This is a genomic window from Nocardia concava NBRC 100430 (genome assembly GCF_000308815.1).
Classification (GTDB): Bacteria; Actinomycetota; Actinomycetes; order Mycobacteriales; family Mycobacteriaceae; genus Nocardia; species Nocardia concava.
In genome coordinates this window covers 19,808-46,501 of sequence record NZ_BAFX01000065.1, presented here as the reverse complement: position 1 = coordinate 46,501, position 26,694 = coordinate 19,808, and the positions used below count along the sequence as shown (strand labels likewise).

General features: G+C 68.2%; 24 protein-coding genes. 9 read left to right on the top strand and 15 right to left on the bottom strand.

Going from position 1 to position 26,694, the window contains the following annotated elements; translation table 11 throughout:
* Window positions 1-15: 15 nt before the first annotated feature.
* Together ON43_RS13575 and ON43_RS13570 are read right to left on the bottom strand one after the other, a co-directional pair.
* On the bottom strand, window positions 16-3,933 hold the full coding sequence (locus tag ON43_RS13575; RefSeq protein ID WP_040807469.1) for a non-ribosomal peptide synthetase: 3,918 nt from the start codon (window positions 3,931-3,933) through the stop codon (window positions 16-18).
* Between the two features lie 144 nt (window positions 3,934-4,077).
* On the bottom strand, window positions 4,078-5,262 hold the full coding sequence (locus ON43_RS13570) for an acyl-CoA dehydrogenase family protein (protein WP_040807468.1): 1,185 nt from the start codon (window positions 5,260-5,262) through the stop codon (window positions 4,078-4,080).
* A 177-nt stretch (window positions 5,263-5,439) separates the two neighbouring features.
* Here ON43_RS13570 and ON43_RS13565 point away from each other — a divergent pair, with 177 nt between their 5' ends.
* The 3 genes from ON43_RS13565 to ON43_RS13555 are packed head-to-tail and all read left to right on the top strand — an operon-like array spanning window position 5,440 to window position 7,315.
* Window positions 5,440-5,895, top strand: coding sequence for a MarR family winged helix-turn-helix transcriptional regulator (locus ON43_RS13565; protein ID WP_040807551.1), 456 nt, complete (start codon window positions 5,440-5,442; stop codon window positions 5,893-5,895).
* On the top strand, window positions 5,892-6,314 hold the full coding sequence (locus ON43_RS13560; RefSeq protein ID WP_040807466.1) for an organic hydroperoxide resistance protein: 423 nt from the start codon (window positions 5,892-5,894) through the stop codon (window positions 6,312-6,314). Before ON43_RS13565 ends, ON43_RS13560 begins: the two co-directional genes overlap by 4 nt.
* Before the next feature lie 11 nt (window positions 6,315-6,325).
* Window positions 6,326-7,315 carry a zinc-binding dehydrogenase gene (locus ON43_RS13555; RefSeq protein WP_040807550.1) on the top strand — a complete coding sequence of 330 codons (990 nt, stop codon included), beginning with the start codon at window positions 6,326-6,328 and terminating at the stop codon, window positions 7,313-7,315.
* Window positions 7,316-7,323: 8 nt separating this feature from the next.
* Here the strand turns inward: ON43_RS13555 and ON43_RS13550 are convergent, their stop codons facing one another.
* From ON43_RS13550 to ON43_RS13535, 4 genes are all read right to left on the bottom strand, one after another.
* Window positions 7,324-7,686 carry a DUF1304 domain-containing protein gene (locus ON43_RS13550; RefSeq protein ID WP_040807464.1) on the bottom strand — a complete coding sequence of 121 codons (363 nt, stop codon included), beginning with the start codon at window positions 7,684-7,686 and terminating at the stop codon, window positions 7,324-7,326.
* 105 nt (window positions 7,687-7,791) lie between these two features.
* Window positions 7,792-8,676: an amidohydrolase family protein gene (locus tag ON43_RS13545; RefSeq protein WP_040807463.1), complete on the bottom strand. Its 885-nt coding sequence runs from the start codon at window positions 8,674-8,676 to the stop codon at window positions 7,792-7,794.
* Window positions 8,673-9,704 carry a nucleoside hydrolase gene (locus ON43_RS13540; protein ID WP_040807548.1) on the bottom strand — a complete coding sequence of 344 codons (1,032 nt, stop codon included), beginning with the start codon at window positions 9,702-9,704 and terminating at the stop codon, window positions 8,673-8,675. The genes ON43_RS13545 and ON43_RS13540 overlap by 4 nt, the downstream gene beginning before the upstream one ends.
* A 92-nt stretch (window positions 9,705-9,796) precedes the next feature.
* Complete coding sequence (locus ON43_RS13535; RefSeq protein ID WP_040807462.1) at window positions 9,797-11,008, bottom strand: FAD-dependent monooxygenase; 1,212 nt, start codon at window positions 11,006-11,008, stop codon at window positions 9,797-9,799.
* A gap of 104 nt (window positions 11,009-11,112) precedes the next feature.
* Between ON43_RS13535 and ON43_RS13530 the strand changes: the two genes are divergently transcribed.
* Window positions 11,113-11,685, top strand: a complete 573-nt coding sequence (locus tag ON43_RS13530; RefSeq protein WP_040807461.1) for a TetR/AcrR family transcriptional regulator — start codon at window positions 11,113-11,115, stop codon at window positions 11,683-11,685.
* A 16-nt stretch (window positions 11,686-11,701) separates the two neighbouring features.
* Here ON43_RS13530 and ON43_RS13525 read toward each other — a convergent pair whose 3' ends face one another.
* Window positions 11,702-13,246: an MFS transporter gene (locus tag ON43_RS13525; protein WP_245568575.1), complete on the bottom strand. Its 1,545-nt coding sequence runs from the start codon at window positions 13,244-13,246 to the stop codon at window positions 11,702-11,704.
* 190 nt (window positions 13,247-13,436) lie between these two features.
* The gene (locus ON43_RS13520; protein WP_040807458.1) at window positions 13,437-14,807 is read right to left on the bottom strand and encodes a CoA transferase; all 1,371 of its coding nucleotides are present in this window, start codon (window positions 14,805-14,807) and stop codon (window positions 13,437-13,439) included.
* Window positions 14,808-14,871: 64 nt separating this feature from the next.
* Between ON43_RS13520 and ON43_RS13515 the strand changes: the two genes are divergently transcribed.
* Window positions 14,872-15,651, top strand: a complete 780-nt coding sequence (locus ON43_RS13515) for a thioesterase II family protein (protein WP_051178385.1) — start codon at window positions 14,872-14,874, stop codon at window positions 15,649-15,651.
* Window positions 15,652-15,713: 62 nt separating this feature from the next.
* A complete protein-coding gene (locus tag ON43_RS13510) occupies window positions 15,714-17,075 on the top strand; it encodes a cytochrome P450 (RefSeq protein ID WP_040807457.1) in 1,362 nt (453 codons plus the stop codon).
* Window positions 17,076-17,097: 22 nt separating this feature from the next.
* Here ON43_RS13510 and ON43_RS13505 read toward each other — a convergent pair whose 3' ends face one another.
* The 5 genes from ON43_RS13505 to ON43_RS13485 all read right to left on the bottom strand — a co-directional run bounded on the left by ON43_RS13505 (window position 17,098) and on the right by ON43_RS13485 (window position 21,944).
* Window positions 17,098-17,874, bottom strand: a complete 777-nt coding sequence (locus ON43_RS13505) for an O-methyltransferase (protein ID WP_083913393.1) — start codon at window positions 17,872-17,874, stop codon at window positions 17,098-17,100.
* An 89-nt stretch (window positions 17,875-17,963) separates the two neighbouring features.
* Complete coding sequence (locus ON43_RS13500; RefSeq protein ID WP_040807455.1) at window positions 17,964-18,338, bottom strand: DUF2784 domain-containing protein; 375 nt, start codon at window positions 18,336-18,338, stop codon at window positions 17,964-17,966.
* Window positions 18,339-18,623: 285 nt separating this feature from the next.
* A complete protein-coding gene (locus ON43_RS13495) occupies window positions 18,624-20,084 on the bottom strand; it encodes an SDR family NAD(P)-dependent oxidoreductase (RefSeq protein ID WP_040807454.1) in 1,461 nt (486 codons plus the stop codon).
* A 115-nt stretch (window positions 20,085-20,199) separates the two neighbouring features.
* Window positions 20,200-21,732, bottom strand: coding sequence for a hypothetical protein (locus ON43_RS13490; RefSeq protein WP_040807453.1), 1,533 nt, complete (start codon window positions 21,730-21,732; stop codon window positions 20,200-20,202).
* Entirely contained in the window at window positions 21,729-21,944 is a 216-nt protein-coding gene (locus tag ON43_RS13485) for a hypothetical protein (RefSeq protein ID WP_040807451.1), read from the bottom strand. The genes ON43_RS13490 and ON43_RS13485 overlap by 4 nt, the downstream gene beginning before the upstream one ends.
* Window positions 21,945-22,068: 124 nt before the next feature.
* Here ON43_RS13485 and ON43_RS13480 point away from each other — a divergent pair, with 124 nt between their 5' ends.
* Window positions 22,069-22,779, top strand: a complete 711-nt coding sequence (locus tag ON43_RS13480) for a TetR/AcrR family transcriptional regulator (protein ID WP_040807541.1) — start codon at window positions 22,069-22,071, stop codon at window positions 22,777-22,779.
* On the opposite strand, the gene ON43_RS13475 is transcribed toward ON43_RS13480, so the two are convergent.
* Window positions 22,744-23,706, bottom strand: coding sequence for a phosphotransferase (locus tag ON43_RS13475; protein ID WP_051178383.1), 963 nt, complete (start codon window positions 23,704-23,706; stop codon window positions 22,744-22,746). The two genes, ON43_RS13480 and ON43_RS13475, sit on opposite strands and share 36 nt — an antisense overlap.
* A gap of 104 nt (window positions 23,707-23,810) precedes the next feature.
* On the opposite strand from ON43_RS13475, the gene ON43_RS13470 reads away from it, so the two are divergent.
* On the top strand, window positions 23,811-24,956 hold the full coding sequence (locus tag ON43_RS13470) for an acyl-CoA dehydrogenase family protein (RefSeq protein WP_040807450.1): 1,146 nt from the start codon (window positions 23,811-23,813) through the stop codon (window positions 24,954-24,956).
* Entirely contained in the window at window positions 24,940-25,605 is a 666-nt protein-coding gene (locus ON43_RS13465) for a TetR/AcrR family transcriptional regulator (protein ID WP_245568574.1), read from the top strand. The genes ON43_RS13470 and ON43_RS13465 overlap by 17 nt, the downstream gene beginning before the upstream one ends.
* Here the strand turns inward: ON43_RS13465 and ON43_RS13460 are convergent.
* A complete protein-coding gene (locus tag ON43_RS13460) occupies window positions 25,602-26,642 on the bottom strand; it encodes a saccharopine dehydrogenase family protein (RefSeq protein ID WP_040807448.1) in 1,041 nt (346 codons plus the stop codon). The genes ON43_RS13465 and ON43_RS13460 overlap by 4 nt on opposite strands.
* Window positions 26,643-26,694 lie beyond the last annotated feature (52 nt).

Sequence of the window (26,694 nt, the reverse complement as noted above, 5' to 3'; positions counted from 1 at the left end):
TGCGCGATCCAGCCCTCATCCGCGGCCCTCGCGGTCCAGGTGCGCGTCGAGAATCGGGCCGATGACGGCGACGGCATCGGCATTGGTGAGCTGTGCGTGGGTGGCGGCCACCGGGTGCTCGATGAGCTGGCCGGTGACGTATGGCCGCCAGAGTCCGGAATCCAGCGAGTCGGTCATGCCGCGCGTGGCGGAGAAGTAGAGCAGGTCGCCATCGAAAACCGACGGTCGGTAGCGCGCGGAGAGCTGCACGCCGTCGACATAGCCGCGATGCAACCGGGTGAGCTGATCGGCGGTCAGTCCCGAACCGAAAGAGGCTGCGGACGTGGCCAATTCGGCTGCCGCCTGCTCTGCGGTGATATCGGGGAGCTCGTCGGCGTCCTCGGGTTCGTCGCCGAGCAGGTGCGTCAGCAGATCGCGCATGCGCGGGGTCGGTGGGGGAGGCATGTCATCGGGGAACACGATGCTGTCGAGCATGGCCAGCGTCGCGACTTCCGCGCCCTCGGCACGCAACCGCACCGCGATGGCGTGCGCGATCTGCCCGCCGAGCGACCATCCGAGCAGGTGATACGGCCCCTCCGGCTGCACCCGGCGGATCTCCCGCACATAGCCACCGGCGAGTTCGTCGATGCTGGTGGCGGATTGCACCTCGCCGCTGGCGCTCAATGCCTGCAATCCGTAGACCGGCCGATCCTGGATGTACTGCGCCAGGCCCGCATAGCACCAAGCCAGTGGCACGGCGGAATGCACACAGAAAAGGGGAGTACGAGAGCCGTTGCGACGCAGGGTGAGTACCGCGCCCAAGGCGTCATCGCTGGCGGTGCTGCCGTCGTGGCTCGTCAAGCGCTCCGCCAGTTCAGCCACCGTGGGCGCGGTGTACAACCAGCGGACCGTCACCGGCAGCCCGGTGGCCGCCGACAACTCGGCCGAAACCGCCACTCCCAGTAGTGAATTACCGCCCAGCTCGAAGAAGTCGTCGTCCAGCCCCACCCGCTCGGTCTCGGTGGCTGCGGCGAATTGCTCGGCCACCAACCGTTCCATCTCGCTCTCCGGGGCCCGGTACGGGTGCTGCACCGCGGGTGCCGGAGGCAGGGCGGCGCGATCCACCTTGCCGTGCGCGGTAATCGGGAGCCGCTCCAGCTCGACCAGCTGGGCGGGCACCAGCGCCGCGGGCAACAGTGTGCGCAAGCGGCGAACGAGGGCGGTCGTATCGAGTGGCACTCCCGGTGCGGCAACGACGTAGCCGATCAAGCGCGCACCGGTCGGTGCATCCTCCACGGTGACAATGGCCTGCGAGATCTCCGGCAGCGTCATCAGCGCCGCCGCGACCTCCCCGGCCTCGATACGTCGCCCCCGCACGGCCAGCTGATCGTCTGCGCGACCGAGAAAGTCCAAGCTGCCATCGACTTCGGCGACGACGAGATCGCCGGTCCGATAAAGCCTTTCACCCGACCCGAACGGATCCGCGACGAACCGCTCGGCGGTGGCAGCCGGACGATGCCGATAACCCTGCGCCACACCGGGACCACCCAGATACAGCTCACCCCGGCCGCCGGGCGGTACCGGCCGCAGCCGGGCATCGAGCACGAGCGCCCGCACCCCGGGCAGCGCCGGGCCGATCGTGACAGGACGATCAGCGGCCAACGCGTCCGACTGCGTTGCCATCACGGTGGTTTCGGTAGGGCCGTACCCGTTGAACAGCCGCAGCGCCGTCGCCCAGCGCCGCACCAGCTCGGCCGGGCACGCCTCCCCACCGACGACCGCCACCCGCAAGGTCGGGACCTCGGCCGGATTCAGTGTCGCCAGCACGGCGGGAGTCGTCAGGAAATGGCTGATCCGTGCCGCATTCAGCAGCTTGGTCAGGTCGGCTCCGGCGACGACGCCCGTCGGCTCGACCACCAGTCGCGCGCCCGCCACGAACGCAGCCAACAACTCCAGCAGGTGTGCATCGAACGACGGGGCGTGCGCGTGCAGCACATGCGAATCCGCACTCACCCCATAGTGTTCGACGATGTAGTCGGTGAGCGACCCGAGCCCGCGATGGGTGACCACGACACCCTTCGGCGTACCGGTCGTGCCGGAGGTGTAGATCAGGTAGGCGGGGTGTTCGGCGTGTAGTGGCCGGGTCCGATCCGTGTCCTGCACAACGGCACCGGATCGCTGCCGCACTTTCGCGTCCAGACGAGGATCGTCGAATTCCAGCCAGCGCGGCCCATCGGGCAAGTCGGCATGCACCGACGACACCGTGATCCCCACCCGCGCACCGGAATCCGCCGCCACCGTCTGCAACCGCCGCGCGGGATCGGTCGGATCCACCGGCACGAACGCCGCGCCGGACTTGGCGACCGCCCACACCGCCAGCACCGACTTGGCCGAGCGCGGCACCGCGACCAGGACGAATTCGCCGGGCCCGGCCCCGGACTCGATCAGCTCACGCGCCCACCGCGACGACAGCTCGTCCAACTCCCGGTATGTCCAGGTGCGACTACCGTCCTGGAGTGCGATGGCCTCGGGATCACTCGCTGCCCGAACGAGGTTGGTGCGCAGTAGATCCGGAAGCACGCGGAATTCGGCTCGGGCTTCGGTGACAGGCGGTGTCCCCGGCAGCTCCACCTCCGGAACCCGCCGGTCGAGTCCGTCCAAGAACCGCCCCAGATACTCCAGGAACCGCTCGTGATGCCAAGCCAGCGTCTCCCGGCTGTACACCTCCGGATTCGCCTGCATATCAACAGTGATCGTGCGCTCGTCCGGCCCGAGCTGGTACCCGTTGACCAGCAGATCCTCCACCGGCCCCAGCGACAGCAGCCGCACCTCCGCGCTCAACGGCCCCACCCGCGGCTGCTCGACGAACCGCAGCATGTTCACCACCGGCCCGAAACTGCCCCGCACCGTATGGCTTTCCCCGCTGTCGCGCAGCATGTCCTCGTACCGATACCGCTGATGCCGGAGCGCCCCGACCACCTTGGCCCGCACCTGTTCGATCACCTCGGCCCCGGTCGCGGTGCGAATCCCGGTCAGCCGCAACGGCACCACATTCGACACCGTCCCCGCCGAACGCCGCAGCGCCGCGCTCGGCCGGGCGGGCACCGGCAGCGACAGCACGATCTCCTCCGAGCCGGTCATCCCGGCCAGATAGCAGGCGAAGGCCGCGATGGTCAGCTCCGGAAACGCGATTCCCGAGCCCTGAAGCAACTCTCGCAGCCGGTGCGCGATCGGCTCCGGCACCGCGGCCGCCACCCGATGCGGCCGCGCCGCCGGTACCGCGGGCGCGCCGGCCAGCCGAACGGGCTCGCGCATCCCGCTCATCTCCTGCGACCAGTACTCGCGGTCGGCGCGAGCCCGGGACGAGCCGAGGTACTCCCGCTCGTCATCGAGGATCTCCGCGACCGTCAGAAATGACGGCTCACTCCTCGGCGCGGCATCCGAATCGAGTGTGGCGCTGTACAACTCGGTGGTCCGCCGCAGCAAGGCCGCGGCACCCAACCCGTCCAGCACAATGTGATGGCTGCGCAGATACAGCAGATGCCGTTCCGCCCCGAGCCGGTACACCGTGGCGACCGTCAGCGGATCCGTCAGCAGGTCCAGCGGCGAGCCGTAATCGGCCTCCATCAATTCCAGTGCGGCCCCGAGCGGATCCGCGTGGTCGCGCAGATCCACGAATGGCGCGGGCTCGAACGCCTCCGGATCCGCATACTGTCGCGGCAACCCGTCGACCAGCCGGAACCGCAGCAGCGGCGACTCCAGCTCCCGAGCCGCCCGCGCCCCGCACTCCTGCAGCAATTCCCGCTCCAGCGCCCCGGCCAACTCCAGGTACAGCGCCACGGTGTTCGGCACGGCCGGGAACAGCTGCTGGGCCACCCACCACCGCAATTGGGCTGCCGACAGGGGCAGGTCAGTGCAGACCGCCGTACCGCCCTCGCCGCCGGCCCGCGCCACCGCGCCTCCTCCGCCTCCCGAATCACCCGCCAGGTCACATTCGGTGGCAAACCTACGGCATCAGGCACCCGAACGGCCCGGAAGCAGGGCCGCCGGGCGTGGTTTCGATGCCGTCGAGGCGCGCTGGGCCGACCCAGCGGTATTTCAGATCATGGCGCGCAGCGGCCCCTCGGGCTCGACGCCCATGATGGTCAATGCCGTTGAGTGGTACAGCGATCCGGGCGTGTGAATCGCGTGTTGCAACCCCACATGCGCGTCCCGCCAGAACCGCTGCATAACATTCGCCCGCCGCACCGCATTGCCGCCCGACCGAGCGAAGATCTCGTCCACCGCCGACACTGCCCGCCACGCACAGCGAACTTGATTGCGGCGCACCAGGGAACGATCGGCGAAGGTGATCTCCTTACCCGCCTCGGCCTGGTCGTAGAGGCGGCTGACGCCATCCAGCAACTGGGTGCGCGAGGCCGCGATATCGGCCGCCGCCTCGGAAATCGCCGACAACACGTAAGGGTCGTCCTTGATCCGGGTGCCCATCGCGGTGACCCGGTCCCGCTGGTAGTCCAGGTGCGCCGCCAGCGCACCCTCGGCAATGCCGACCACCGCCGCGGTGATCCCCAGCGGGAACATGGCCCAGAAGGGCAGCTTGTAGACGGTGTCGGTGCGTCCCGCCCGCTCAGCGGCGATCTCACCCGCTGCCACCGCATCGAATTCGATGGTCCGATACGACGGAATGAACGCCCCGTCGACGATGATGTCCTTGCTCCCCGTGCCCTGCAGCCCGATCACATCCCACGAATCGTCCACGATCGTGTAGTCCTTGCGCGGCAGCACCACGTGCATGACCTTCGGCGGCATCAGCGGCTTGCCCTCGGCATCACCGGTCATCGCGCCCAGGAAGATCCAATCGCAGTGATCGGTGCCCGACGAGAACTGCCACCGCCCGCGCAGGATGAACCCGCCGTCGACCGGTGTCGCCACCCCCATCGCCGCATACGGTGAGGCGATCCAGGTGTCCGGGTTCTCGCCCCACACCTCGTTCTGCAGCCGCCGGTCCATGAGCGCCATCTCCCACGGATGCACCCCGCCCACCCCGCACACCCACCCGGTGGATCCGCAATGCTTGGCCACCGCCATGACCGCCTCGGCGAAGTCCCGCGGATGCGCCGCGTACCCGCCGAAATCGGTCGGCTGCAGCAGCCGCATCACCCCGGCCTGGCGAATGATCTTCACGCTCTCGTCGGAGAGTTTCCCCAGCCGCTCGGTCTCGTCGGCGGTGGCCGCCAACTGCCCCGACAGTTCCTCGACCCGGCTCACTACCTCGTGCGTCATCGCAACTCCAGTCCGCTATTAGAACGCGTTCTAGTGGACGGTAACGCCAATCCGGCTGCCCGCGAGGGAGTTTCCCGGTGATCGGTACCGGGCCTTGTCGTGGTCGCGGCCCCGGTGTGATGCACGAGACGCCGAGATAGATTGTGCACAATCTAATTGCGGGCTACTTTGTTGGATGTGACCGATGAGCAGGCGTTGGAGAACCAGCTGTGCTTCGCGCTCTACGCGGCGTCGAGGGCGATGACCACCATGTATCGCCCGAAACTCGACGCGCTCGGCATCACCTATCCGCAGTACCTGGTGCTGCTCGCGCTCTGGCAGCGCGACGGCCGCACCGTGGGTGATCTGTGCTCGGCCCTGGACCTGGATTCGGGCACGCTCTCGCCGCTGCTCAAACGGCTCGAATCGGCGGGCTTCGTGCAACGCCGCCGATCCGCCGCCGACGAGCGCCGCGTCGAGATCACCCTGACCGACCGGGGGCGCGAATTGCGTTCCGCCGCATGCCACATCCCGGAGCAGTCGGCCGAGATCACCGGCATGTCCCTGGCGGAGCTGTCCGAGCTCCGGGAAACCCTGCACCGCCTCACCGCGGCGCTGACCACTCACACCCGATCGAAGGAGAACGACCGATGAGCGTGCTCTACACAGCGGAGGCCCTGGCCACCGGGGACGGCCGCAACGGCCACGTCCGCACCGACGACGGCAAGGTCGAATTCGACCTGTCGATCCCCAAGGAGATGGGCGGCAACGGCCTCGGCACCAACCCGGAGCAGCTCTTCGCCGCCGGCTACGCGGCCTGCTTCCACTCCGCGCTGCGCACCGTCGCCCGCGGCACGAAGGAGAATGTGGACGACTCGGCCGTCGGCGCGAAGGTAGGCATCGGCCCCAACGAGAACGGCGGCTTCGGCCTGACCGTCACCCTCGAGGTGTCGCTGCCGCACCTGCCGCTGGACGAGGCGCGGGCGCTGGCGGACAAGGCACACCAGGTGTGCCCGTACTCCAATGCCACCCGCGGCAATATCCCTGTCGATGTCATCGTGGTCGAGGACTGAGGAGGATGAGCATGCGTGCGGTAGTCATCGAACAGTTCGGCGAGCCCAAGGATGTGCTGAAGGCGGGCGAGCGGCCCGTGCCCGAACCCGGTCCGGGTGAGGTGCGCATCGCCACCACCCTGGCCCCGATCCACAATCACGATCTGGCCATTGTCCGCGGCGTCTACGGGTACCGGCCGGAGCTGCCCGCGATTCCGGGCACCGAGGCGGTCGGCGTGGTCGATGGCCTCGGCCCTGATGTGACCGGCCTGGAAGTCGGTCAGCGCGTGACGGTTTCGGGAGTGCAGGGCGCGTGGGCGGAATACTTCGTGGCCAAGGCCGCCGGTGTGCTGCCGGTGCCGGACTCGGTGTCCGACGAGACCGCCAGTCAGCTGCTGGCCATGCCGCTGAGCTCGCTCATGCTGCTCGAGGACCTCAATGTCGAGGCCGGACAGTGGATTGCGATCAATGCCGCCAACGGCGCAGTCGGTCGACTGGTGAACCTGCTCGCCCGGGCGCGTGGCGTCAATGTCCTGAATCTGGTGCGCAGCGCGGCGGCCGCGAAGTCCTTGCAGGAGTTGGGTTTCGAACCCGTCCTGGATACCGAGACCGAGGGCTGGCAGCAGCGCGCGGGCGAACTGACCGGCGGCGAGCCCATCGTGCGGGCCGTCGACCAGGTGGGTGGCCCGGCCGCCAACGATCTGCTGACCCTGCTCGGCGCGGGCGGTGAACTCATCACCTTCGGCGCGCTCTCGGGCCAGCCGCTGGTCCTCAACCCCGGCCCGATCATCTTCAAACAGGCCGTGGTGAAGGGCTTCTGGGGTTCCAAGCGGGCCGAGGAGATCGGCGGCGAGCAGCGTCGCCGCCTCATCACCGAGCTGGTCACCCTGGCCGCCAAGGGCGTGCTGGACCTGCCCGTCGAGACGACCTACCCGCTCGAGGAAGCGGGCGAGGCGGCCGCGGCCACCGAGCGCCCCGGCCGCAACGCGAAGATCGCCCTCAGCGCCGCTGCTATCCGATAACCGGGCCGCTATCCGGCAATCAGCACCGCGGCGAGGGTGATCGCGCCCGGGATCGCCTGGGCGAACAGAATCCGCCGGCTGGCGGTGGCCGCGCCGTAGAGTCCGGCCACCACCACGCAGGCCGCGAAGAAGATCTTCGCGGCCTGCCCGACCGGATCGGAGGCGATCAGCCCCCAGATCAGTCCGGCGGCCAGAAAACCGTTGTAGAGCCCCTGATTCGCGGCCAGCACCTTGGTCGCCTCGGCGAATTCGGCGGTGTTCCCGAAGCTCGCCCGCACCCGCGGCGTCGTCCACAGGAACATCTCCATGACCAGGATGTAGACATGCAACGCGGCGAGCAATCCAACGAGAATCTCCGCGACCAATCGCATAACCCAACCGCCTTTCCTGAGGTGCCAGCCGATCCGGAACCGCCGCAATACTGACAGATCGGTCTCGGTGCGGACCCCGAACCCCTTCGGCGATTCGCTCGAGGCTTAGCCGAGGTCGAAGATCGCGGCCGCGTTGTCGTGACAGACCGCGCGCAGCCAATCGTCGCCGAGGTTCAGGCGTTCCAGGGCGAACAGGGCGTGGCCGTAGGGGTAGGGGATGTTGGGGAAGTCGCTGCCGAAGAGGATGCGGTGGCCGAGGTCTCGGACGCGGGGGAGTTCGGCGGTGGGGAAGTCGGCGGCGTCGAAGAAGTCGGTGAAGCTCATCGTGGTGTCGAGCAGGACACCGTCGTAGGACTCGGCGAGGTCGAGGAAATCGCTGTATTCGGGGGCGCCCATGTGGGCGATGATCGGGCGTAGTCGCGGGAAGCGCTGCAGCAGGACCTTCATGGGTTCCGGGCCCGTGAATTCGCCTGCGGCGGGGCCGGATCCGCAGTGCATGACCACCGGGATGCCCGCGTCCTGGACCATGCCCCACACCTCGTCCAGGCGCGGGTCGGCCGGGTCATAGTCGCCGACCTGAATGTGCAGCTTGAAGATTCGCGTGCCGCCCTCGATAGCGGCGCGCACGTAGGCGGGCGCGGACGGCTCCGGGTAGAACGTGGACGTGTGCAGGCAGTCGGGTGTGCGCGCGGCGAAGTCGGCGGACCAGTCGTTGAGCCAGGCCGCCATATCCGGCTTGTGTGGATAGATCATCGACGTGAACGCGCGAACACCGAAGCAGCGCAGCGTCTTCAGTCGCACCTGTTCCTCGTCGCGGTAGGTGATCGGCCATTCGCGGTTGCCGATCAGCGGCCCGGCGGCGTCGAAGTAACCCCACACCTTGCGCAGCACCTGGTCGGGCATGAAATGCGTGTGGATGTCGATGATCCCGGGCAGACCCAGGCGCTCGCGGAAACCGGTGACGTAGTCGAAGTCCTGCTCGTCGGTCACCGGCCGGTCTCGCCCTCCGCGAACACCGTCCGCGCGTAGTCGCCGACCCGGCTGATCAGCCGCTCGAAGAACACCTCCGGATCGGTGGCGACCACGATGTCCGCGTTGGGTTCTCGCCCCCACATGCCCGCCCAGTCGGCCACCGTGGTGGCGCGGGTGATGGTCCCGACCAATTCCACGTCCACGGTCGCGGGCTTGGTGATCGCGAGGCCCGGATCCAGCGCGACCGCCGCCGCGAACGGATCGTGCATGTGCGCCAGATAGCCCTGGTCGTAGAGCTTGTGGAAGTCGAAGTAGAAGCGGATCGCATCGGTCAGGAACCGGACCAGCGGATTGCTCGCCGCCGAGCGCGCTTCGGGCGGATCGTTCTCGGTGACCATCTCCACCGGGGTGCTCGCGGCCCGTTCGGCCAGCAGCGCCAGGTGTTTGGGCTTCATCTCGATGGTCTCGGTGATGTCGAGCGCGCATACGATGGGCCGCCGGTCCGCGGGCGCGGCGGAGAAGGCGTCGAAGACCTCCTTGGCCGCCTCCGGATCCACGTGGATGTTCCACTCGTTGGTGGGGGTGGTGTTGCCGGGGTGGTTGAACGCGCCGCCCATGATGACCAGCCGCCGGAGCAGTTGCGGCAGCTGCGGTTCCATCCGCAGCGCCAGCGCCAGATTGGTGAGCGGGCCGGTGCACAGTCCGACGATCTCGCCGGGATGCTCGCGGACCAGGTCCACCCACAGCTGCGCCGCCGACCGGTCGGACAATTTCCGGGTGGACGGCGGCAGTTCGGCGTAGCCCACGCCCTGCGGTCCGTGGGTGTCCTCGGTGGTGCGCAGTGGCACCGACAGGGGAGTCAGCGCCCCCTGGGCCACCTCGAGATCCGGCGCGCGCACCAGGTCGAGCAGGGCGAGGTTATTGGCCGCCACCTGCGGCGCGGGCACATTGCCCGCGCTGGAGGCGATTCCGACGATCTCGGCCTCGGGGGAGGAGAGCAGGTAGAGCAGGCCGAGGGAGTCATCGATGCCGGTGTCGTTGTCCATCAGGATCTTCTGCCGCACGGGTTCGAGGGTAGCGGGCACGGTGCCGGCACGAACTTCGGCACGGTGCCGGCCACGTCGACGGCACCGCACGCTCAGTAGGTCGGCAGGACGTAGTCTGCGGTGGCGGGGGAGAACAGCTTCCTGGCCACCGGCCGCATCGGCTTGGAGGTCATGAGCCGCCAGTTCATCCGCGCCATCGCGGTGCCGAACTTGCTGGTGGGCAGCATCATCTTGATGCCGCCGCCGGGCAGCTCCTTGGCCTTGTCCAGGAACGGGGTGATCAGCTCCTGGTACCGGGCCTGCGCCCGGCCCAGATCGCCCGGCGTGGCGGCGATTTCACCGGCGAGGATGTACGCGCCCACGATCGCCATGGCCGTACCCATGCCGGTCAGCGGCGAACCGCAGTACCCCGCGTCGCCGAGCAGGGTGACCCGCCCCGAGGACAACTCCGGCACATCCACCCGGGCCAGCTGATCGAAGTAGAAGTCCGGCGTGGAGGCCATGGCATCGAGGATGGTCGACGCCTTCCAGCCTGCGCCCGTGAGCATTTCGCGAATCCGCGCCTGCTGGGCCGCCGGATCCCGCCGCAGCGCCGGATCGTAGTCCTGGCGCAGCGTGATGATCGCCTTCGAGGTGACCGGATCGCGATCGGGCCGAATCGCGAAGGAGGCGCTGGGAATCGAGCATCCGGTCAGCCAGCCCTCCTCGGCGTCGGCGGGGGTGGGCAGGGTGAAGAAGGCCATGTAGCCGCCCAGGTGGGTGGTGAACTGCTCCTCGGGTCCGAAGACCAGGCGGCGGGTGGCCGAGTGCACGCCGTCGGCGGCGATCACGAGGTCGAAGCGTTCGGTGCCGCCGGAGGCGAAGGTGACATCGGCGCCGGTGTCGTCCTGGGCGATGTGCTCGATCCAGTCGCCGTAGCGGTAGTCCAGCGGCCCACCGGTCTCGGCGATGTGATCGAGCAGGACCTGATTGAGGTCGCCGCGCGCGATCTCGATCTCGGCCGCCGGACCCTCGCCGTCGAACATGGCCACGTCGATGCGGGCGTAGACCTTGCCGCTCTCGTCGACGTAGGCCCAGCCGCGCTCGTCGATCTGCAGCTTGCGGATGCCGGGCAGCAGGCCCATGCGCTCGGCGGCCTCCCGGCTGGCGGTGCGCAGGTCGACCGCCTGGCCGCCCGGCCGGGGAGCGGTGGCGCGCTCGACGACCGTGGTGGCGATGCCGGCCCGAAGCAGTTGCAGGGCAACGGTGTTGCCGGCGATGCCGCCGCCGACGACGAGGATGCGCGGTTTGGAGGTGGTGGTCATGGTGACTCCCGGATGAGGTGTGAACGTCTGTCTAAGACATATGTCTAACAGACTTTGACACGGCTGTCTAGAACAAATGTCTAAGACGCTGCTAGGGTGGGGTCATGGGAAATCGAGAAGACCTGCTGGAAGGTGCACGCCAGGCCGTTCTGGAACGTGGCCTGGCCAAGGTGACCGCACGCGATATCGCCAAGGCGGCCGGAGTGAGCCTGGCGGCCATCGGCTATCACTTCGGGTCCAAGGACCAATTGGTCACCGAGGCCATCACCGTGGGTATCGGCTCCCAGATCGGTGACGCCATGGACGCGGCGATCCGGGACGCGGGGGAGGGGCGCAGCCTGTGGGAGTCGCTGGCCGCGACCTGGAACGGTTTCGTCGACGTCGTGCGGCGCCATCGCGACGGGCTGATGCTCAGCGCGGAGAACGGCATTCAGATCGCCCGCGATCCGGAACAGCAGGCGTTCATGGCCGAGGCCACCGCGGTGGCCCATCGCGATATCGCGACGATCGTGCACGAGGTGCACCCGGACCTGAGCGAGGAGCAGGCCATGGCGGTCGGGCAGGTGCTGTTCCTGCTCTTCCAGGGCCTGGCCATGCAGAACGTGATCGCGCCCGGCGCCGAACTGCCGAACGGGGATTCGCTGCGGATCGCCGTCGAGGCCATGCGCGGCAAGTGAACTCGGCTGCGCCGAGCTAGCCCGGCGGGACGTGCCGGAGCTTCGAGATGGCGATCACCGCCAGCAGCAGCGCCGCCCCGGCGGCAATGGCCGCGGTGAGATGCATTCCGGTGAGGAACGCGTGCTTGGCCGCGTCGGCGACCGCCCCACCCACCTTGCCCGGCAGTGTCTTGGCGACATCCATTGCCGCGCCGAGCGTGTCACGCGCCGCGCGGGCGTCGTCGTCGGGCAGCCCGTAGGGCAGCGTGGCGTCGAGCTGGCTGCGGTAGATCGCGATGCTGATGCTGCCCAGAATGGAAATCCCCAGCGCACCCCCGAATTCGGCCCCCGTCTCCGACAACCCCGAGGCCGCCCCGGCCTGCTCCGGCGGCGCGGTGCCGACGATGAGTTCGGTGGTGATCCCGAAAACCGGTGCGAGACCGAAGGACACCAGCAGCGAGGCAGCGACGGTCAAGCCCACGCCGCCGGTCGCGGTGATCTGGGTGAGCAGCAACAGGCCCGCGGCCGCCATGGCCATGCCGACGCCGATCATGTAGGCGGGCCGCAGCACCTTCATGATCCGCGGACCCAGCTGTGAGCCGATCATGAATCCGAGCCCGGCCGGAATGGTGGCGATCCCGGCCCGCAACGGCGACATGCCCAGCACCAGTTGGAAATACTGGCCGACGAACAGCGCGTACCCGAAGGCCACGAAGATCGCGACCATATTGATGGTCAGCGCGGTGCGGAAGCTGCCCAGCCGGAACAGCCGCAGATCCAGCATCGGCTCGGCGGTGGTGAGCTGGCGTTTCACGAAGACCGCACCGATGCCCGCGCCGACCGCCAGCGCGCCGAGGGCGGCCGGGCCGGGACCGTCCTGGGCCGCCTGCTTCATTCCGAAGACCACCAGCAACACCGCGCTCGTGCACAGCGCCGCACTGATCAGGTCCAGGCGTCCGGCATGGGGATCGCGGTATTCGGGCAGCACTCTCGGGGCGAGCACGATCAGCAGCAGCATCACCGGCACCGCGAGCAGGAAAACCGAACCCCACCAGAAGTGTTCGAGCATGAGCCCACCGGCGAGCGGGCCGATGGATCCGCCGACCGAGTAGGAGCCCACCCAGACCCCGACCGCGATGGACCGCTGGCCGGGATCGCGAAACATGGTGAATATCAACGAGAGTGTGGACGGTGCGAGGGTGGCGCCGGCGACCCCGAGCAGGGCGCGGCAGCCGATGAGAACCGGGGCGGTCGGTGCGAAGGCTGCGATCACCGAGACGGCGGCGAAGGCGGCGGCACCGACCATCAATAGTCGTCTGCGCCCGATCCGGTCGCCGATGGTGCCCATGGTGAGCAGCAGCCCCGCCACCAGAAACCCGTAAACGTCGATGATCCAGAGCAATTGGGAGCTGGTGGGGCGCAGCACCTCGCTGATCTGCGGTACGGCCAGGTGCAGGACGGTGAGGTCCATCGAATACACCAGGCAGGCCAGGGCCAGCACCGACAATCCGGCCCATTCCCGTCTCCCTACCGCGTTACCGGCGTCAGCGGCGGCGGTGAGCAAGGGAGCAGGTGTGTCCACGATGACGTCCTCCATCCACATGTCGACATAGGGGTCGACAATATAGGTGTCGGTTTCAGGGTCTCATTTATTAACGTCACGCGGGGGTCAAGTACGGCGTGTCGAATGCCATTGATTACAAGCCGAATTCGCTTAATTCGCGGATGCACTTACGGGTGTGCGTGCATCGCGTTGTATACATTCGGTCCGGTCACAAACCGTCCGGTCGGGCTTTCCGGCTGAATGTGTCCGAACCGTAATCCGGAGCGGGCCAAGGATGGTCGGGATACTCGCTCAGCGCGGGCGCGGCGGTCGTCACCGCGCCGTGCGTGACGGCGTAGCGCGGGTCGGGCGCCTGCGCCACGGGGTGGTCCGGCGTGCGCCCCGGCTGGCTGAGCAGCCACGATCCGGTGCGCGCCAGGGCGACTCGAACATCACGGCCGCGACCGTCGGCGCGGCGGGTGCGCAACGCGTCCAGGACGCCCGCGGCGAGCAGGTAGCCGCTGGCGTGATCGAGGGCCTGCGCCGGGAGTGCGCCCACGGACGGTTCGCTATGCGAATTATCATGTGCGCCTTCGATGAGGGAAATTCCCGATGCGGCCTGCACGATGCTGTCGAAACCGCGCCGACCGCCCCAAGGTCCCGATTCACCCCAGGCCGAAACTCGGCCGTGCACAATTCCCGGACGCATTTCCGCGGGCCGCACTCCGAGTCGTTCCAAGCTGCCCGGTCGGTAACCGGAGATGATTATGTCCGCACTGCTGATCAATTCGTGAAAAACGGGAAGATCGGTACGCAAATCGACTACAGTGGAGCGCTTCCCCTGGCAGGTGTCCAGGAACTGCCAGCCGATTTCGGGCAGTTCCGGCGCGTCGATGCGCAGCACATCGGCTCCGAGCAGGGCCAATGCTCGCGTCGCCACCGGCCCCGCGATCACCCGGGTGAGATCGAGCACGCGCAGTCCGCGCAGCGGCAGCAGCGAGGTTGCGGCAGTGGGGGATTCGACCCAGCCGTTATCGTCGCGTGTCTCGACCGCGACCAAGGGACCGGAGGCGGCGGCCTTGCCTTGCGGACTGTCGGCCCATTCTTGTTCTCCGCGAACCCGAACCGCGATCGCTCCGCGCTCGGCGGCGCGCTGTTCGATATCGGCGGCGGACAGGGCCGCGACGCGGACGGTGACGTCCGCGCGCGTGGCGGAAGCGGGCAGATCGAGGGCCGCGAGCAGTCGCGCGCGGTGGTGCGGATAGTTGGCGTGCGTACGCACCCATGCGTCCGCCGCCCTGAAGAAGCCCGACAGCTCTGCGAAGATGTCCGGCTGCTGTCCGTTCAGCCGGAACAGGCGCTCGCTGGAGAAGGCGGCCGCCACCCGGCCCGGATCGAGGATCGAGCGCAGCGGGGTCAGGCCACAGTCCTCGCGCCAGCGGTCCGCGGCGGTGGCGAACGCGGCGACCGCACCGCCGGCCAGCGCCCAGACCGGCAGGGTCGCAGCCAGATTCGCACCCGGGGCGACCGGGGGCAGCGACTGCCCGGCAACGCCGACTCCGGCCTCGTATTCGCGGACCAACTCGTCGTAGGTAGCCACGATCCGACTCTATCGCCGCGACCCACCGCGCCCACCGTGGCGCGTGTCACGGCATACTCGACCGGTGACTGTCACCGGAACAACCTGGCTGCGTGAACTGAAGTCCGATCCGAATCCCGGCACCGTGCTGGTGTGCTTCCCGCCCGGCGGCGGTTCGGTCACCGCCTACCGGGCGCTGGCCCAGCGGTTCGGTTCGGGCACCGCGGTATTCGGCGTGCAGTACCCGGGGCGACAGGACCGCCTCGGCGATGCCATGGTGCCCGTCCTGACCGAGCTGGCCGCCGCGGCCGCCGCCGATCTGCTGGCCTGGCCCCGGGATGTGCGCCTGGCCATCTTCGGGCACAGCATGGGCGCGACCGTCGCCTACGAGGCCGCCCGGCGGGTCGAGGCCGGTGGCCGCGAAGTGTCGCACCTTTTCGTGTCGGGCCGTCCCGCACCGGCTTTCGAGGTGACCGACCGCCTGCACGAAGGTCCCGACGCGGGTCTCATCGCCGAGCTGGAGCGACTGTCCAACGATCCGGAATCGGTACGCATCCTGCGCGAGGAACCGAGCCTCGCCGAATTGGTGCTCCCGGCCGTGCGCAGCGACTACCAGGCGGTGGAGACCTACCGCCACGAGCCGGGCGCACCGCTCCGCACGCCCATCACCGCGCTGGTCAGCACCGCCGACCCGACCACCACGACCGCGCAGGCACAGCAGTGGCGCGACTACACCACCGCCGATTTCGACCTCGCCACCTTCCCCGGCGGGCATTTCTATCTGGACTTGCCCGAAAACCTGCCCGCCATCGCGGATTTGATCACTCGCACGCTGGCGGGGGCATTACCGGGTCGTTCGAGTTGAGGACCTCACTCCGGTACGGGTAGCTTCCTCCGTTGCGTCTTCGTAGCATGAGGGAGTCTTCAATGCCCAGAACACAATTCGTGGCCGCTCCGCCGGAAGGCAGTGAGCTGAAGCGGATCAGCGGGCCCGCGACACACTGGATTCCCCAGTTGCAGCGGCAGCGGCGCGATCCGGCCGCTGCCGCCTTCGAGGACGAGGCCACCTACGGTCCGCTCTACGTCCTGAACATGTTCGGCGAGAAGTGGATCATCGCGAACGGGCCCGACGCGGCGGCGCGCATCCTGATGAACAAGGAGCGGGTGTTCGCCAACGACCCGGCGTGGGGCCCGCTGCAGGGTCCGTTCTTCGAGCGGGGCCTGGTGCGGCTGGACTTCGACGAGCACCGCGGCCACCGCTCGATCATGCAGCAGGCCTTCGGGCGCGGTGCGCTCACCTCGTATCTGAAGGACATGCACGAGATCGCCGACCGGCATCTGAGCAAGCTGCCCGAAGGCGATGTGGCGCAGGGCAAACCGGTGCTCATGCACCAGCACCTGCAGCGGCTGACCCTCGACATCGTGCTCGAGGTGTTCATGGGGGCGCGACTGCCGCAGGCGGAGGCCGCGCGGATCTGCGGGGCCACCATGGACATCCTGCACGCCGGCGGTGCGATCGTGCGCGTCGCGATTCCCGGCAACCGCTGGTGGCGGGGCATGCGGGCGCGAAAGACGCTGTCGGAGTTCCTGGCCGAGCGGATCGTCGCCTCGCGCGCGAACCCGGGCACGGATCTGCTGTCGATGCTGTGCCAGGCCGCGAGCGAGGAGGGGGAGCGGTTCACCGACGAGGACATCGTGAACCACATGATCTTCCTGCTGGCCGCCGCCCACGACACGACCACGACCACGCTGTCGGGTGTCGTCTACAACCTGGCCAAGTACCCCGAATGGCAGAAGCGCGCGCGGTCGCGGTCGCTGGAGATGCCCTTCGAGCTGAGCTACGACGAGCTCGCGGAGCTGACCGAACTCGACTGGATCATCAAGGAAACCACCCGGTTGTGCACGCCGGTGCAGATCTTCCCGCGCGCGGTCATGGAGGACACCGAGGTGCTGGGCTACTTCGTTCCGAAGGGCTCGTTCGTGGTGGTGCCCATCAGCGTCAACCACCGCCGCCCCGACATCTGGTCGCGGCCGGAGGAATTCGATCCCGAGCGCTTCTCCGACGAGCGCGCCGAGCACAAGGCGCACCGGGTGGCGTGGGCGCCGTTCGGGGCGGGTGCGCACAAGTGCCTCGGGCAGTATTTCGCGGGGCTCGAGATCAAGACGATCGTGCATCAGCTGCTGCAGAAGTTCGAGTGGGAGGTCCCGCAGGACTACGTGATGCCCCTCGACATGAGCGCGACGCCGCTGCCGAAGGACGATCTGCCCGTGACGCTGCGGCGTCGCTGAACCCGTTGGTGCCGGGGCTTTTTCAGCCCAGGTACTCCGATTCGAGTACCCGGTCCTTGAGCAGGGACTGGTACTCGATGTGGGTGTCGTGTTCGACGGTGCGCCAGGTCTTGCCCTCGGCCTCGCGCATGTACTTCAGATAGTCCGGGGCACCCGGGATGCGCATATTGTCGGCCACCACGATGGTGCCCGGGTGCAGCCAGCCGGCGTCCAGGATGGTCTTCAGGTCGGCCAGGTAGGCGGACTTGTCGTGATCGACGAACACGAAATCGACCGAGCCCTCGGTGATTCCGTACTCCTCACCGAGGCGCTTCACGGTCTCGCCGCCGTCGCCGATGGTGCCCACCACCACGGTCACCCGGTCGGCCAGCCCCGCGTGGGCGATGATGGCGCGCGCCACCTCGGCATTGGCGGCGCTGAACTCGACCGAGATCAGCCGCGCGCCCTCCGGCATGGTGTGCGCGGTCCGCACCGCGCTGTAGCCGATGTAGGTGCCCAGCTCCAGCAGCAGCTTCGGATCCGCCTTGCGCACCGCCGCATCCAGCAGCAGACCCTTCTCATCGCCCACATTCACCAGATTGCTGCGCGTGCGCGCGAATCGGTCGATTGCGGCCAGCACGCTCTCGGGGTTGCCCTGCTCGGCATTGGCCAGCACGTGATCCCGCACCGCGGCCTCCCGCCCGTCACCGAACTGCCCGGTGCGCTGGAAGTTCCCGATGCCCCACACGGTGCTGATAGCGGTACGCACCGGATACACCACCCGCTCGAGCAGAACCGCCCCGATCGATGTGCCAGCCATGAAAACCCCTTCGTCGAATCATTGAGCAAGCGCGATTATGCACGCCCCGAACCGGTTTCGCCTCCGGCGGCCGTCGGCGATCGCTGCGATCAGGGTCGCTGGGTGAGGGCCCGGCGCTTGGTCAGCAGGTACAGGCCGACCCAGGACACCGCGACGCAGAGCACCACGAGGATCCGAACCTCCTCGAGCATGCTGCGGGGATAGAGCACTCCGGTGATGTAGTGGTCGATGAATCCGCTCGACGGCAAGCCCGCCTCGCCCGCTCGATGGCGCGCCCAGTTCTCCAGATTGGTCAGCGGGCACTCGAACTTGAACAACACCGTGCTGAAACCCCACGCGAAGGCCAGCAGATGCAGCCAGATGGTGCGCGGCCACCGCCAGGCGATGAAGCCGCCCACGACGACATAGGCCACGAACGCGAAGTGCACGACCGCGGTCGCGTCCGCGAGCAGCCGGTAGAACATGACCCCAGGATAGGGAAGGGGAGGGGATCGGTGGACGCGGACGATTCCGAGGCATCAGTTCGTCGAAGCGGTAGCCGGTTGAGGTCGTGAGTCGGTGCGGCTGCGTCCCGGCTCAGACGAGGTGGAAGAGGAAGGCCGGGTAGTTAACACAAGAACATACATACTGTTACGGAAATATGCGCATCTAAACATGAATTACCTTCTTTGGACATTGAAAACGTCACAGCCCCCTCACCTCAAAAAACGCCTAGAGGGGAGGGGGCTGGTCTCGTTGGTGCGGTATCGCTACCAGTTGGAGGGCTCGTAGTCCTTGAGGAAGCAGCCGTACAGGTCGTCTCCGGCTTCGCCGCGCACGATGGGGTCGTAGACCCGTGCCGCGCCGTCGACCAGGTCGAGGGGTGCGTGGAAGCCTTCCTCGGCGAGGCGGATCTTGGTGTAGTGCGGGCGTTCGTCGGTGATCCAGCCGGTGTCGACCGCGGTCATGAGGATTTTGTCGGTCTCGAACATTTCGCGAGCGCTGGTGCGGGTCAACATATTCAGCGCGGCCTTGGCCATATTGGTGTGCGGGTGGCCCGGGCCCTTGTAGCCGCGGGCGAAGACGCCTTCCATGGCGGAGACATTCACGACGTACTTGCGGCGGGCGGCCGCGGCGGCCATGGAGGCGCGCAGCCGGGAGATGAGGATGAACGGCGCGACCGAGTTGCACAGCTGGACTTCGAGCAGTTCGGTGGCGTCGACCTCGCCGACGGCCTGCACCCAGCTGTTGGTGTGCGCGAGGTCGGGCACCAGGCCGCCCGCGTCGATGGCGACGCCCTGCGAAATGCGTTCGGGCGTGGCCGATCCCGCGACGAGGGCGAGGTCGGTGATGTCCGCGCCGGACAGGCTGGGGGTCAGCGAGGCGGTGAGTGAGGCCGGGTGGGCCTGCATGGTCTTGCCGAAGCTGATCATCTCGGGCAGTTCGCCCGCGGGCAGCGGCCCGTTCTCGGCTTCGACGAGGGCGCTGTAGGCGCCGGTGCTGCGGCGTACGGTTTGGGCGGCGTTGTTGATCAGGATGTCGAGGGGGCCTTGTGCGGCAACGTCATCGGCGAGGGCGACGACCTGGGCGGGATCGCGGAGGTCGATGCCGATGATGCGCAGGCGGTGGATCCAGTCGGCGCTGTCGGGCTGGGCGCTGAAGCGGCGGATGGCGTCGTTGGGGAAGCGGGTGGTGATGGTGGTGTGCGCGCCGTCGCGCAGCAGGCGCAGCGCGATGTACATGCCGATCTTGGCGCGGCCGCCGGTGAGCAGGGCGCGGCGGCCGGTGAGGTCGGTGCCGGCGTCGCGTTTGGCGTGGCTCTTGGCGGCGCAGTCGGGGCAGAGCTGGTGGTAGAAGGCATCCACTCGGGTATAGCGCTGTTTGCATATGTAGCAGGGGCGCGGTCGCAGCAGGGTTCCGGCGCTGCCGCCATCGGTGGTGGAGCTGATCGGGATTCCGGCGGTTTCGTCGTCGATGCGGTTGGGTGAGCCGGTGGCGGTGGCGGCGACGACTTCCTTGTCGGCGGCGGAGATGGCGTCGCGGGCGGCGATGCGCTTGGTCTGCTTGAACTTCTTGAACATGTGCCCGACGGCGCGCTGGACGGTGATGGAGTCCGGGTGCTGCTTGTCGAGTTGTCCCGCTTGTTCGAGGACGCGCAGGCAGATGGCCAGCTCGTCCGGGTCGATGGCCGGTGCGTCGGTGGGTGCTGCCGTGGTGGTCTGCTCGGCCATCGGTGAGGGGTTCGGTCCTTCGTGCGGGGGTGTTTGACCGACCCATTCTTCCATTGCGCCGTGGTCGGGGGTTTCAGGGGTGAAACCCCCGAGCGGCTCGGAGGTTATTGCCTGCCTAGTGTGCGCTGGCTGCGACGGGTTCGAGTTCGCCCGCGTCGTCGTCGCGTCCGAGTTCGCGGGCGCGTTCGGCGAGCAGGGTGAGCAGGCGTGCGGGGATCTCGGCGCGGACCTGAATGAGGGCCTGCCACACCACGTCCGGGGTGTCGGGGGTGAGGGCGGAGAGGAATTCCTCGATGTCGTCCATGCCGTCGATGAGGTCCAGGACGCGGGCGCGGCCCTCCTGGTCCTGGGCGAGGGCGATGTCGACGAGGGTGTGGATGTTGTCGCCGCGGGAGGCGGTGAGGATGGCCGAGAGCAGCTGTTCGCGGGTGAGGTCGCCGATGAGCGAGGCCAGTGTCGGTTTGGTGGTCTCGGGCAGGGCGTCGACCAGGGGCAGCACCTGCGACCAGAGGTCGTGGTCGGCGGTGGCGGTGATGATCGCGGTGAGGACCTCGGGTTCGGTCATGACGGGTAGTCCGGCCATGCGGCGGCGGTTGTCGTCGGTGAGGGCGAGAGCGACGGGGATCATGGCGGCCCAGAGGCCGGCGGTGTGGGCGTCGCGGATGAGGTCGCCGAGGCGTTCGTCGTCCTGGTCGCCGACGCGGGCGGCGATGAAGGTGAGTTGTTCGGCGGGCAGGTGAGAGGCCAAGGGCAACAGGTTGACCCATTGGCCGCCGTCGAGGGCGGCGTCCATGATGGCGGCGAGGACGGTTTCGTCGTGGACGGTGGGTCGTTCGGCGAACAGGCGCAGGCTGTGTTCGCTCATGGCGCTGGTGATGGGCAGCAGGGTGGCCCAGGCGTCGAGTTCGGCGACGGCGGTGACGAGGGCGTCGAGGACTTCGCCGCCGAGGCCGGCGGTGATGTCGCCGATCCAGGCGCGGTTGTGGGGTGCGATGGAGTCGAGCAGGTCGATGCCCTCGGCCCACATGGTTTGTTCGTGGGCGGCGCGGATGACGCCGGCGACGCGGTCGGCGACGATGTGCAGGACGCGGTCGATGGCGGTTTTGTCTTCGAGCAGGAAGCCGATGCGCAGCAGGTCCGGGTCGCTCATGACGGGTGCAGCGGCGCGCAGGGCGGGTTCGGGGACGACGTGGACGAAGCGGCCCATGGTGATGTGGTCGCCGCGGGAAAGCAGTTCGCGCGCAACGTCGGTGACCATTTTGGGTGGGACGGCGGCGATGATGTCGGCGGTGCGGCGGGGGTCGAGTTGGACGGCGCATTCGGCGAGGAACTTCGGCGTGAGGTTCTTGGCGATGTCGACGGCGCGGTGGGGTTCGACGGCGCTGGCGACGGCGGCGCAGAGTACGGGTCCGAAGGCGCGTTCGGCCATTTTGGAGCTGAGGGCGACGGGCACGATCTTGCTGGCGGCGGCGATGCCCTTGAGGCGTTTGGTGTCGCGGTCGAAGAGGCGGTCGGTGACGCGTTCGCGGTATTCGCGGATGGCGGCGGGTGGCAGGTCGACGAGGAAGTCGAGTTCGGTGGGATCGGAGATGCCCAGTACGCGTGCGAGTTTGGTGGTTTCGGCGACGGCTGCGAGGTGCTCGCTCATAGTCCGAGTGCTTTCTTGATGGCGGGGCGCATGAGGCGCGGGACGATGTCGAGGGAGTCGCCGATGGCGGCGTCGAGGGTCTGGCCGCGGCGTTCGAGGGCCTGGGTGAGGAGGCGGTCGAGTTCGGCCAGGTCGGGGTCGGTGAGCTGGTCGAAGGCGGCGGGCAGGGCTGCTCGCAGGGTGTCGCTGAGTTGGCGTGCTGGGTCTGACATCGGCCGTCTTTCCGGTTGTGCGTACTGCCGGTACGGGAATCGATACTGGCAGTACGGACGGTCCGAAATCAAGTGGGATTACGGTCACGAGCGGGCGTACCGCCGGTACGTGTATGCTGTCGCGGTGGCTCGTAGCAGTGCCGGAACGGCGCGAATGGTGACCCGTGAGGACATTGTGGACGCGGCGATCCGAGTGATCGATCGCGCGGGCCCGCGCCCGAGCATGGACGACATCGCGCGCGAGGCGCAGATCACCAAGCCGCGGCTGTACCGCCAGTTCGCCGACAAGGGGGATCTGTTCACCGAGATCGCGGCGCGCATGTCGCGGCAGGCGTTCTCGGCCGCCGGTGCGGATATGACGTTGATGCTGCAGCCGCCGCGGCAGGCGCTGCGCCGCGTGTTCACCGAGTACTCGCAGGGAATCCTGGAGCATCCCAACGTTTTCCGGTATTTGGGTCAGGCACCGGTGTTGCAGCAGTCCGGAACCGGTGTGCTGCAACTGGATCTGGGACGGGATGCGGCGCGGCGGCTGGAGAAGCTGGCGCGTTCGGTGGCCGAGGCGGTGCCGCTGGATACGACGGGGCTGGACTATCTGTCGCGGGCGTTGATCGGGGCGGTCGTGTCGATCACCGATCTGTGGCTGACCGATTCGGATACGCCGTCGCCGGAGCAGACTGCGGAGTTCGTGGATCAGGCCACGGAGCTGGTGTGGGGTCTGATCGACGGGTTCCTGCGCCGCCAGGGCATCGAGGCGGACGCGGACACGCCGATCTTCACGACGTTCGCCGAGGTGCAGCGCTCAGCGGGTGGCGAGGACGGACAGGGAGTGCAGTAGGCCCTCCCAGCTCTGCCGGTCGTTGGCGGTGTCGGCGTGGGGTACGCGGAATCCGTGTGTGTAGAGCGCGACTTCGGTGAGATCCCAGCGCAGGCGATACAGCTCCAGCATGTCCTGGCGTACCGCGATTCCGGTCTGTTCGGTGTAGGCGGCCAGGACCGAGGGGTCGCCGGGTGCCAGGTCCCACAGGTCTCGTTCGGGCGGGGCCAGTTGGGTCGACTCCCAATCGATGAGGACGTACCCGGCGGCGGTGCGCATGGTGTTGGCGGCATGCGGTTCGCCGTGGGTGAGCACGGCCCGCTCCGGGTGCGCCCGGGCACGCGCCGCGAGAGAGTCGTAGTGCGCCAGCGCTTCTCGAATGTGCACGCGGTGCCGCGCGATCGCCTCGGCCGTTCGCGCTGTGTAGGGTCCGGCGCTGGGGATCTCGTCGGCGACGAGGGTGGCATCGAGTGCGTCGCGGCAGTCGACGCCGAAATCGTCCACCGGAGCGTCGGCCCAGAGGTCCCGGGGTGAAACATGCAGTGCCGTCAGCATTGCCAGCACCGCGTCGCGATGCTCGGGATCGTCGTACTCGCCGAAGCGGAAACTCTCACCCTCGATATACCGGTACAGCGAGACCGCGAAGTGCGATCCCAGCGCGGCGACGACGGAATCGTCCAGCCCGGGAACGGGTGCCGCGACGAAGTCGTAGCCGTGCTCGAACAGCCGCCGCGCGATGCCCAGGGCCGCGGGCAGGGTGGCGAAGCGTGGCGAGCTCGCTTCGTCCACATTGACGAACCAGCGGTGGCCGTCGCTGTCGGTCATGTCCCAGTGGTGGGTTCCGAACCCCACCGCCCGGTAGGCCAGGGCGGCGGGCGTGATTCCCCAGTGCCGTTTCACGGCGGTGGCCAGGTCGGTGTCTGTCAGTCCGGTCGGCGGATTCAGCACGCTCCGAGCCTAACCGCCGACATTGTTGACACGCCGCCAATAGCCGTGCACGCTGAGGGGCGAGGCGCTGCGGCGCACCCGCACGGACGCGAAGGAAGCACACGATGGCACGCCCCGCATGGAGCGACGACGAGGTCGAGGCGGTACGAGGTCTGGCGACCACCTTCTTCGAGAAGGAGGTGATCCCGCACACCGAGAAGTTCATCGCCCAGGGCCACCCGGACCGCAAGCTCTACAACCGGGCCGGTGAACTGGGGCTGCTGTGCGCGGCCATCCCGACCGAATACGGCGGTGGCGGCGGCACTTTCGCGCACGAGGCGGCGATCATCGAGGCCCAGACCCACGCCGGGGACGGCTCGCTGGGCATGTCGGTGCACTCCTCGATCATCGCGCCCTATATCCACGAGTTCGGGTCCGAGGAGCTCAAGCGGCGCGTGCTGCCCAAGGCGGCCAGCGGCGAGATGGTGCTGTCGATCGGCATGACCGAACCGGGTACGGGCTCGGATCTGCAGAACATCAAGACCCGCGCGGTGCGCGAGGGCGACGAGTACGTCATCACCGGCTCGAAGATCTTCATCTCCAACGGCTGGCTGTGTGACGGCATCATCCTCGCGGTCAAGACCGACCCCACCCAGGGCGCGGCCGGTGTCTCGCTGATCTTCGCCGAAGTCTCCGACGAGACACCCGGATTCAAGCGCGGCCGCATCCTGTCCAAGATCGGCGGCAAGGCCCAGGACACCGCCGAGCTGTTCTTCGACGGCCTGCGCGTGCCCGCGTCGAACCTGTTGGGGGAGGCCGAGGGGCAGGGCTTCTATCAGATGATGCAGATGCTGGCCCAGGAACGCCTGGTCACCGCCATCCTCGCGGTCGCCATGACCGAGAAGGCCGTGGCGCTGACCGTCGACTACACCAAGGGCCGCGAAGCCTTCGGCAAGCCGCTGTTCGCGATGCAGAACACCAAGTTCGAACTCGCCGAGTGCGCCACCATCGCCAAGGTCGGCCGCGTGTTCCTCGACGACTGCATCTCCAAGCACCTGCGCGGTGAGCTCGATATCCCCACCGCGGCCATGTCGAAATACTGGTTGACCGATCAACTCGGTAATGTGGTGGATCGCTGCCTGCAGTTCTTCGGCGGCTATGGATACATGACCGAATACCCGATTTCCCAGCTGTACACCGGCGCTCGGGTCCTGCGAATCCTCGCGGGAGCCAACGAGGTGATGAAGGATCTCATTGCCCGCTCACTCTGACACAGACATCGAGCCGACGACCTCCGAGGACACCTCGGACGCGCCGTCGCGTCGCCGCCGGCTCGAACCCGACGAACGCCGCGCGCAGATCCTGTCCTGCGCCATCGACATGTTCGGCGAACGTCCCTACGCCGCCGTGTCCACCGCCGAGCTCGCCCAGCGGGCCGGGGTGGCGCGCGGACTGATCAACCACTACTTCGGCAACAAGCGTGACCTGTACCTGGCGGTGGTGCGGCGCATGGTGACCCTGCCGCGCCCCGACCGCATGGTGGTGCCCGCCGGGTCGACGCGGGATCGGGTGGACGCCAGCGTGTCCTGGCTGCTCGACACCATCAGCGAGCACGGCAGCACCTGGGTGAAGGTCACCGGGCACGAAGGGGTCGGCGACGATCCGGAGGTGCAGCGCATTCTCGACGAGGCCGACTACGCCGCCGCCGACCGCATGGTCCAGATGATGGGCCTGGCCGAATCGCTGCATTCGGGCGAATTGCGGGCGCTGGTGCGCTGTTACGGCGGACTGGTCAAGGCGGCCGGGCGCGAATGGATCGTGCGCGGCAGCCTGACCCGCGAGCAGGTGCACCACCTGCTCGCGGACGCGCTGCTCACCCTGGTCACCGACACCTTCCCGAAGGTGGACGCGGGCCACTAGTTTCGGGCGGTGAGCTCCTCGACCTGCCATTTCACCCCGGACAGGGCCAATTGGTCGAGGAAGCTCGCCGCATCGAAAGCCTGTGCCGGAGACAGGGTTCCGGCGGGCGCGCCGTCGGCGACCAGACGACGCGCGGCCTCCACGGCGATGACCGCGGTGGAGGCGTAAGCGTCGAACCCGGTCACCCAGCCGCGGGCGCGGCGGCCGTCGGCGGCGACGGCCTCGGCGAGCATCATCCAGCGCGAGGCCGCCAGTTCGGCCGGATCCGGGATCTCCGGAATCGATTCGGCGACTTCACCACTGAGCCCGGCGAACAACTCGCCGACCTCGGCGCGGATCAGGCCCCGCACAGTGGGAGTGTCGATGTGACGGGGGATCGTGTAGACACCCGGCAGCGCCAGCGCGGTCACCGCGACCGGGTCGGTCTCGCCGGGCTCTGTGATGGTGCGGGCCTGCCCGTCCACCGGTTGCCAGCTGCGGTCGCGGTATTCGACCTGGTCCAGGACGACGATGGCGGCCATGGAGCGGGCGGTGCCGCGCGAGGCGGCCCCGGGGCGGCGCAGGTCGGCCAGACGGATCTCGGCGGCGGGTGCGTCGAGGCGGGCGGCGGCCAGGGCGGCGATGAGATCACCGGGCACCCCGTCGTCGGTGGCGCCCGGAATGACCGCGATCCCGGCCTGTTTCGCGGGCTCGTCGTAGGTGGTCAGGATTTTCTGCAGGTAGGCGGGTTCGCCGGTGGTGTCGAGGTAGGGGCGGCGTGCGGCGACGGCGGCCCGCACCACCGGCTCACCCCACAAGGTGAACGGTCCGGCGGCGTTGATGACCGCATCGCAGTCGCTGAACGCGGCGGTGAGGGCGTCGATGTCGTCGAGGGTGGCGACGCGGATCTCGGCGTCGGGCGCGCCGGACCGTTCGGCAACCCGGCGCAGGCGGGCGGCGTCGCGCCCGACCAGGACCGGGGTGAGGTCACGGCGCACGAGTTCGGCGACGATGAGGGAACCGGTGAAACCGCTCGCGCCGTGCACGGCAATACGCATGGCAGACAACTCCATTGGGTGAAGGGGAGAACCGGAATCGGCTCGTCGTTCA

Bases quoted from the DNA above. Each gene is read 5' to 3' on its own strand.
- ON43_RS13570 (WP_040807468.1), bottom strand. From the start codon at position 5,262: ATGACGCACGAGGTAGTGAGCCGGGTCGAGGAACTGTCGGGGCAGTTG.
- ON43_RS13560 (WP_040807466.1), top strand. From the start codon at position 5,892: ATGAGCGTGCTCTACACAGCGGAGGCCCTGGCCACCGGGGACGGCCGC.
- ON43_RS13555 (WP_040807550.1), top strand. From the start codon at position 6,326: ATGCGTGCGGTAGTCATCGAACAGTTCGGCGAGCCCAAGGATGTGCTG.
- ON43_RS13550 (WP_040807464.1), bottom strand. From the start codon at position 7,686: ATGCGATTGGTCGCGGAGATTCTCGTTGGATTGCTCGCCGCGTTGCAT.
- ON43_RS13540 (WP_040807548.1), bottom strand. From the start codon at position 9,704: ATGGACAACGACACCGGCATCGATGACTCCCTCGGCCTGCTCTACCTG.
- ON43_RS13535 (WP_040807462.1), bottom strand. From the start codon at position 11,008: ATGACCACCACCTCCAAACCGCGCATCCTCGTCGTCGGCGGCGGCATC.
- ON43_RS13530 (WP_040807461.1), top strand. From the start codon at position 11,113: ATGGGAAATCGAGAAGACCTGCTGGAAGGTGCACGCCAGGCCGTTCTG.
- ON43_RS13510 (WP_040807457.1), top strand. From the start codon at position 15,714: ATGCCCAGAACACAATTCGTGGCCGCTCCGCCGGAAGGCAGTGAGCTG.
- ON43_RS13505 (WP_083913393.1), bottom strand. From the start codon at position 17,874: ATGGCTGGCACATCGATCGGGGCGGTTCTGCTCGAGCGGGTGGTGTAT.
- ON43_RS13500 (WP_040807455.1), bottom strand. From the start codon at position 18,338: ATGTTCTACCGGCTGCTCGCGGACGCGACCGCGGTCGTGCACTTCGCG.
- ON43_RS13495 (WP_040807454.1), bottom strand. From the start codon at position 20,084: ATGGCCGAGCAGACCACCACGGCAGCACCCACCGACGCACCGGCCATC.
- ON43_RS13490 (WP_040807453.1), bottom strand. From the start codon at position 21,732: ATGAGCGAGCACCTCGCAGCCGTCGCCGAAACCACCAAACTCGCACGC.
- ON43_RS13485 (WP_040807451.1), bottom strand. From the start codon at position 21,944: ATGTCAGACCCAGCACGCCAACTCAGCGACACCCTGCGAGCAGCCCTG.
- ON43_RS13470 (WP_040807450.1), top strand. From the start codon at position 23,811: ATGGCACGCCCCGCATGGAGCGACGACGAGGTCGAGGCGGTACGAGGT.
- ON43_RS13460 (WP_040807448.1), bottom strand. From the start codon at position 26,642: ATGCGTATTGCCGTGCACGGCGCGAGCGGTTTCACCGGTTCCCTCATC.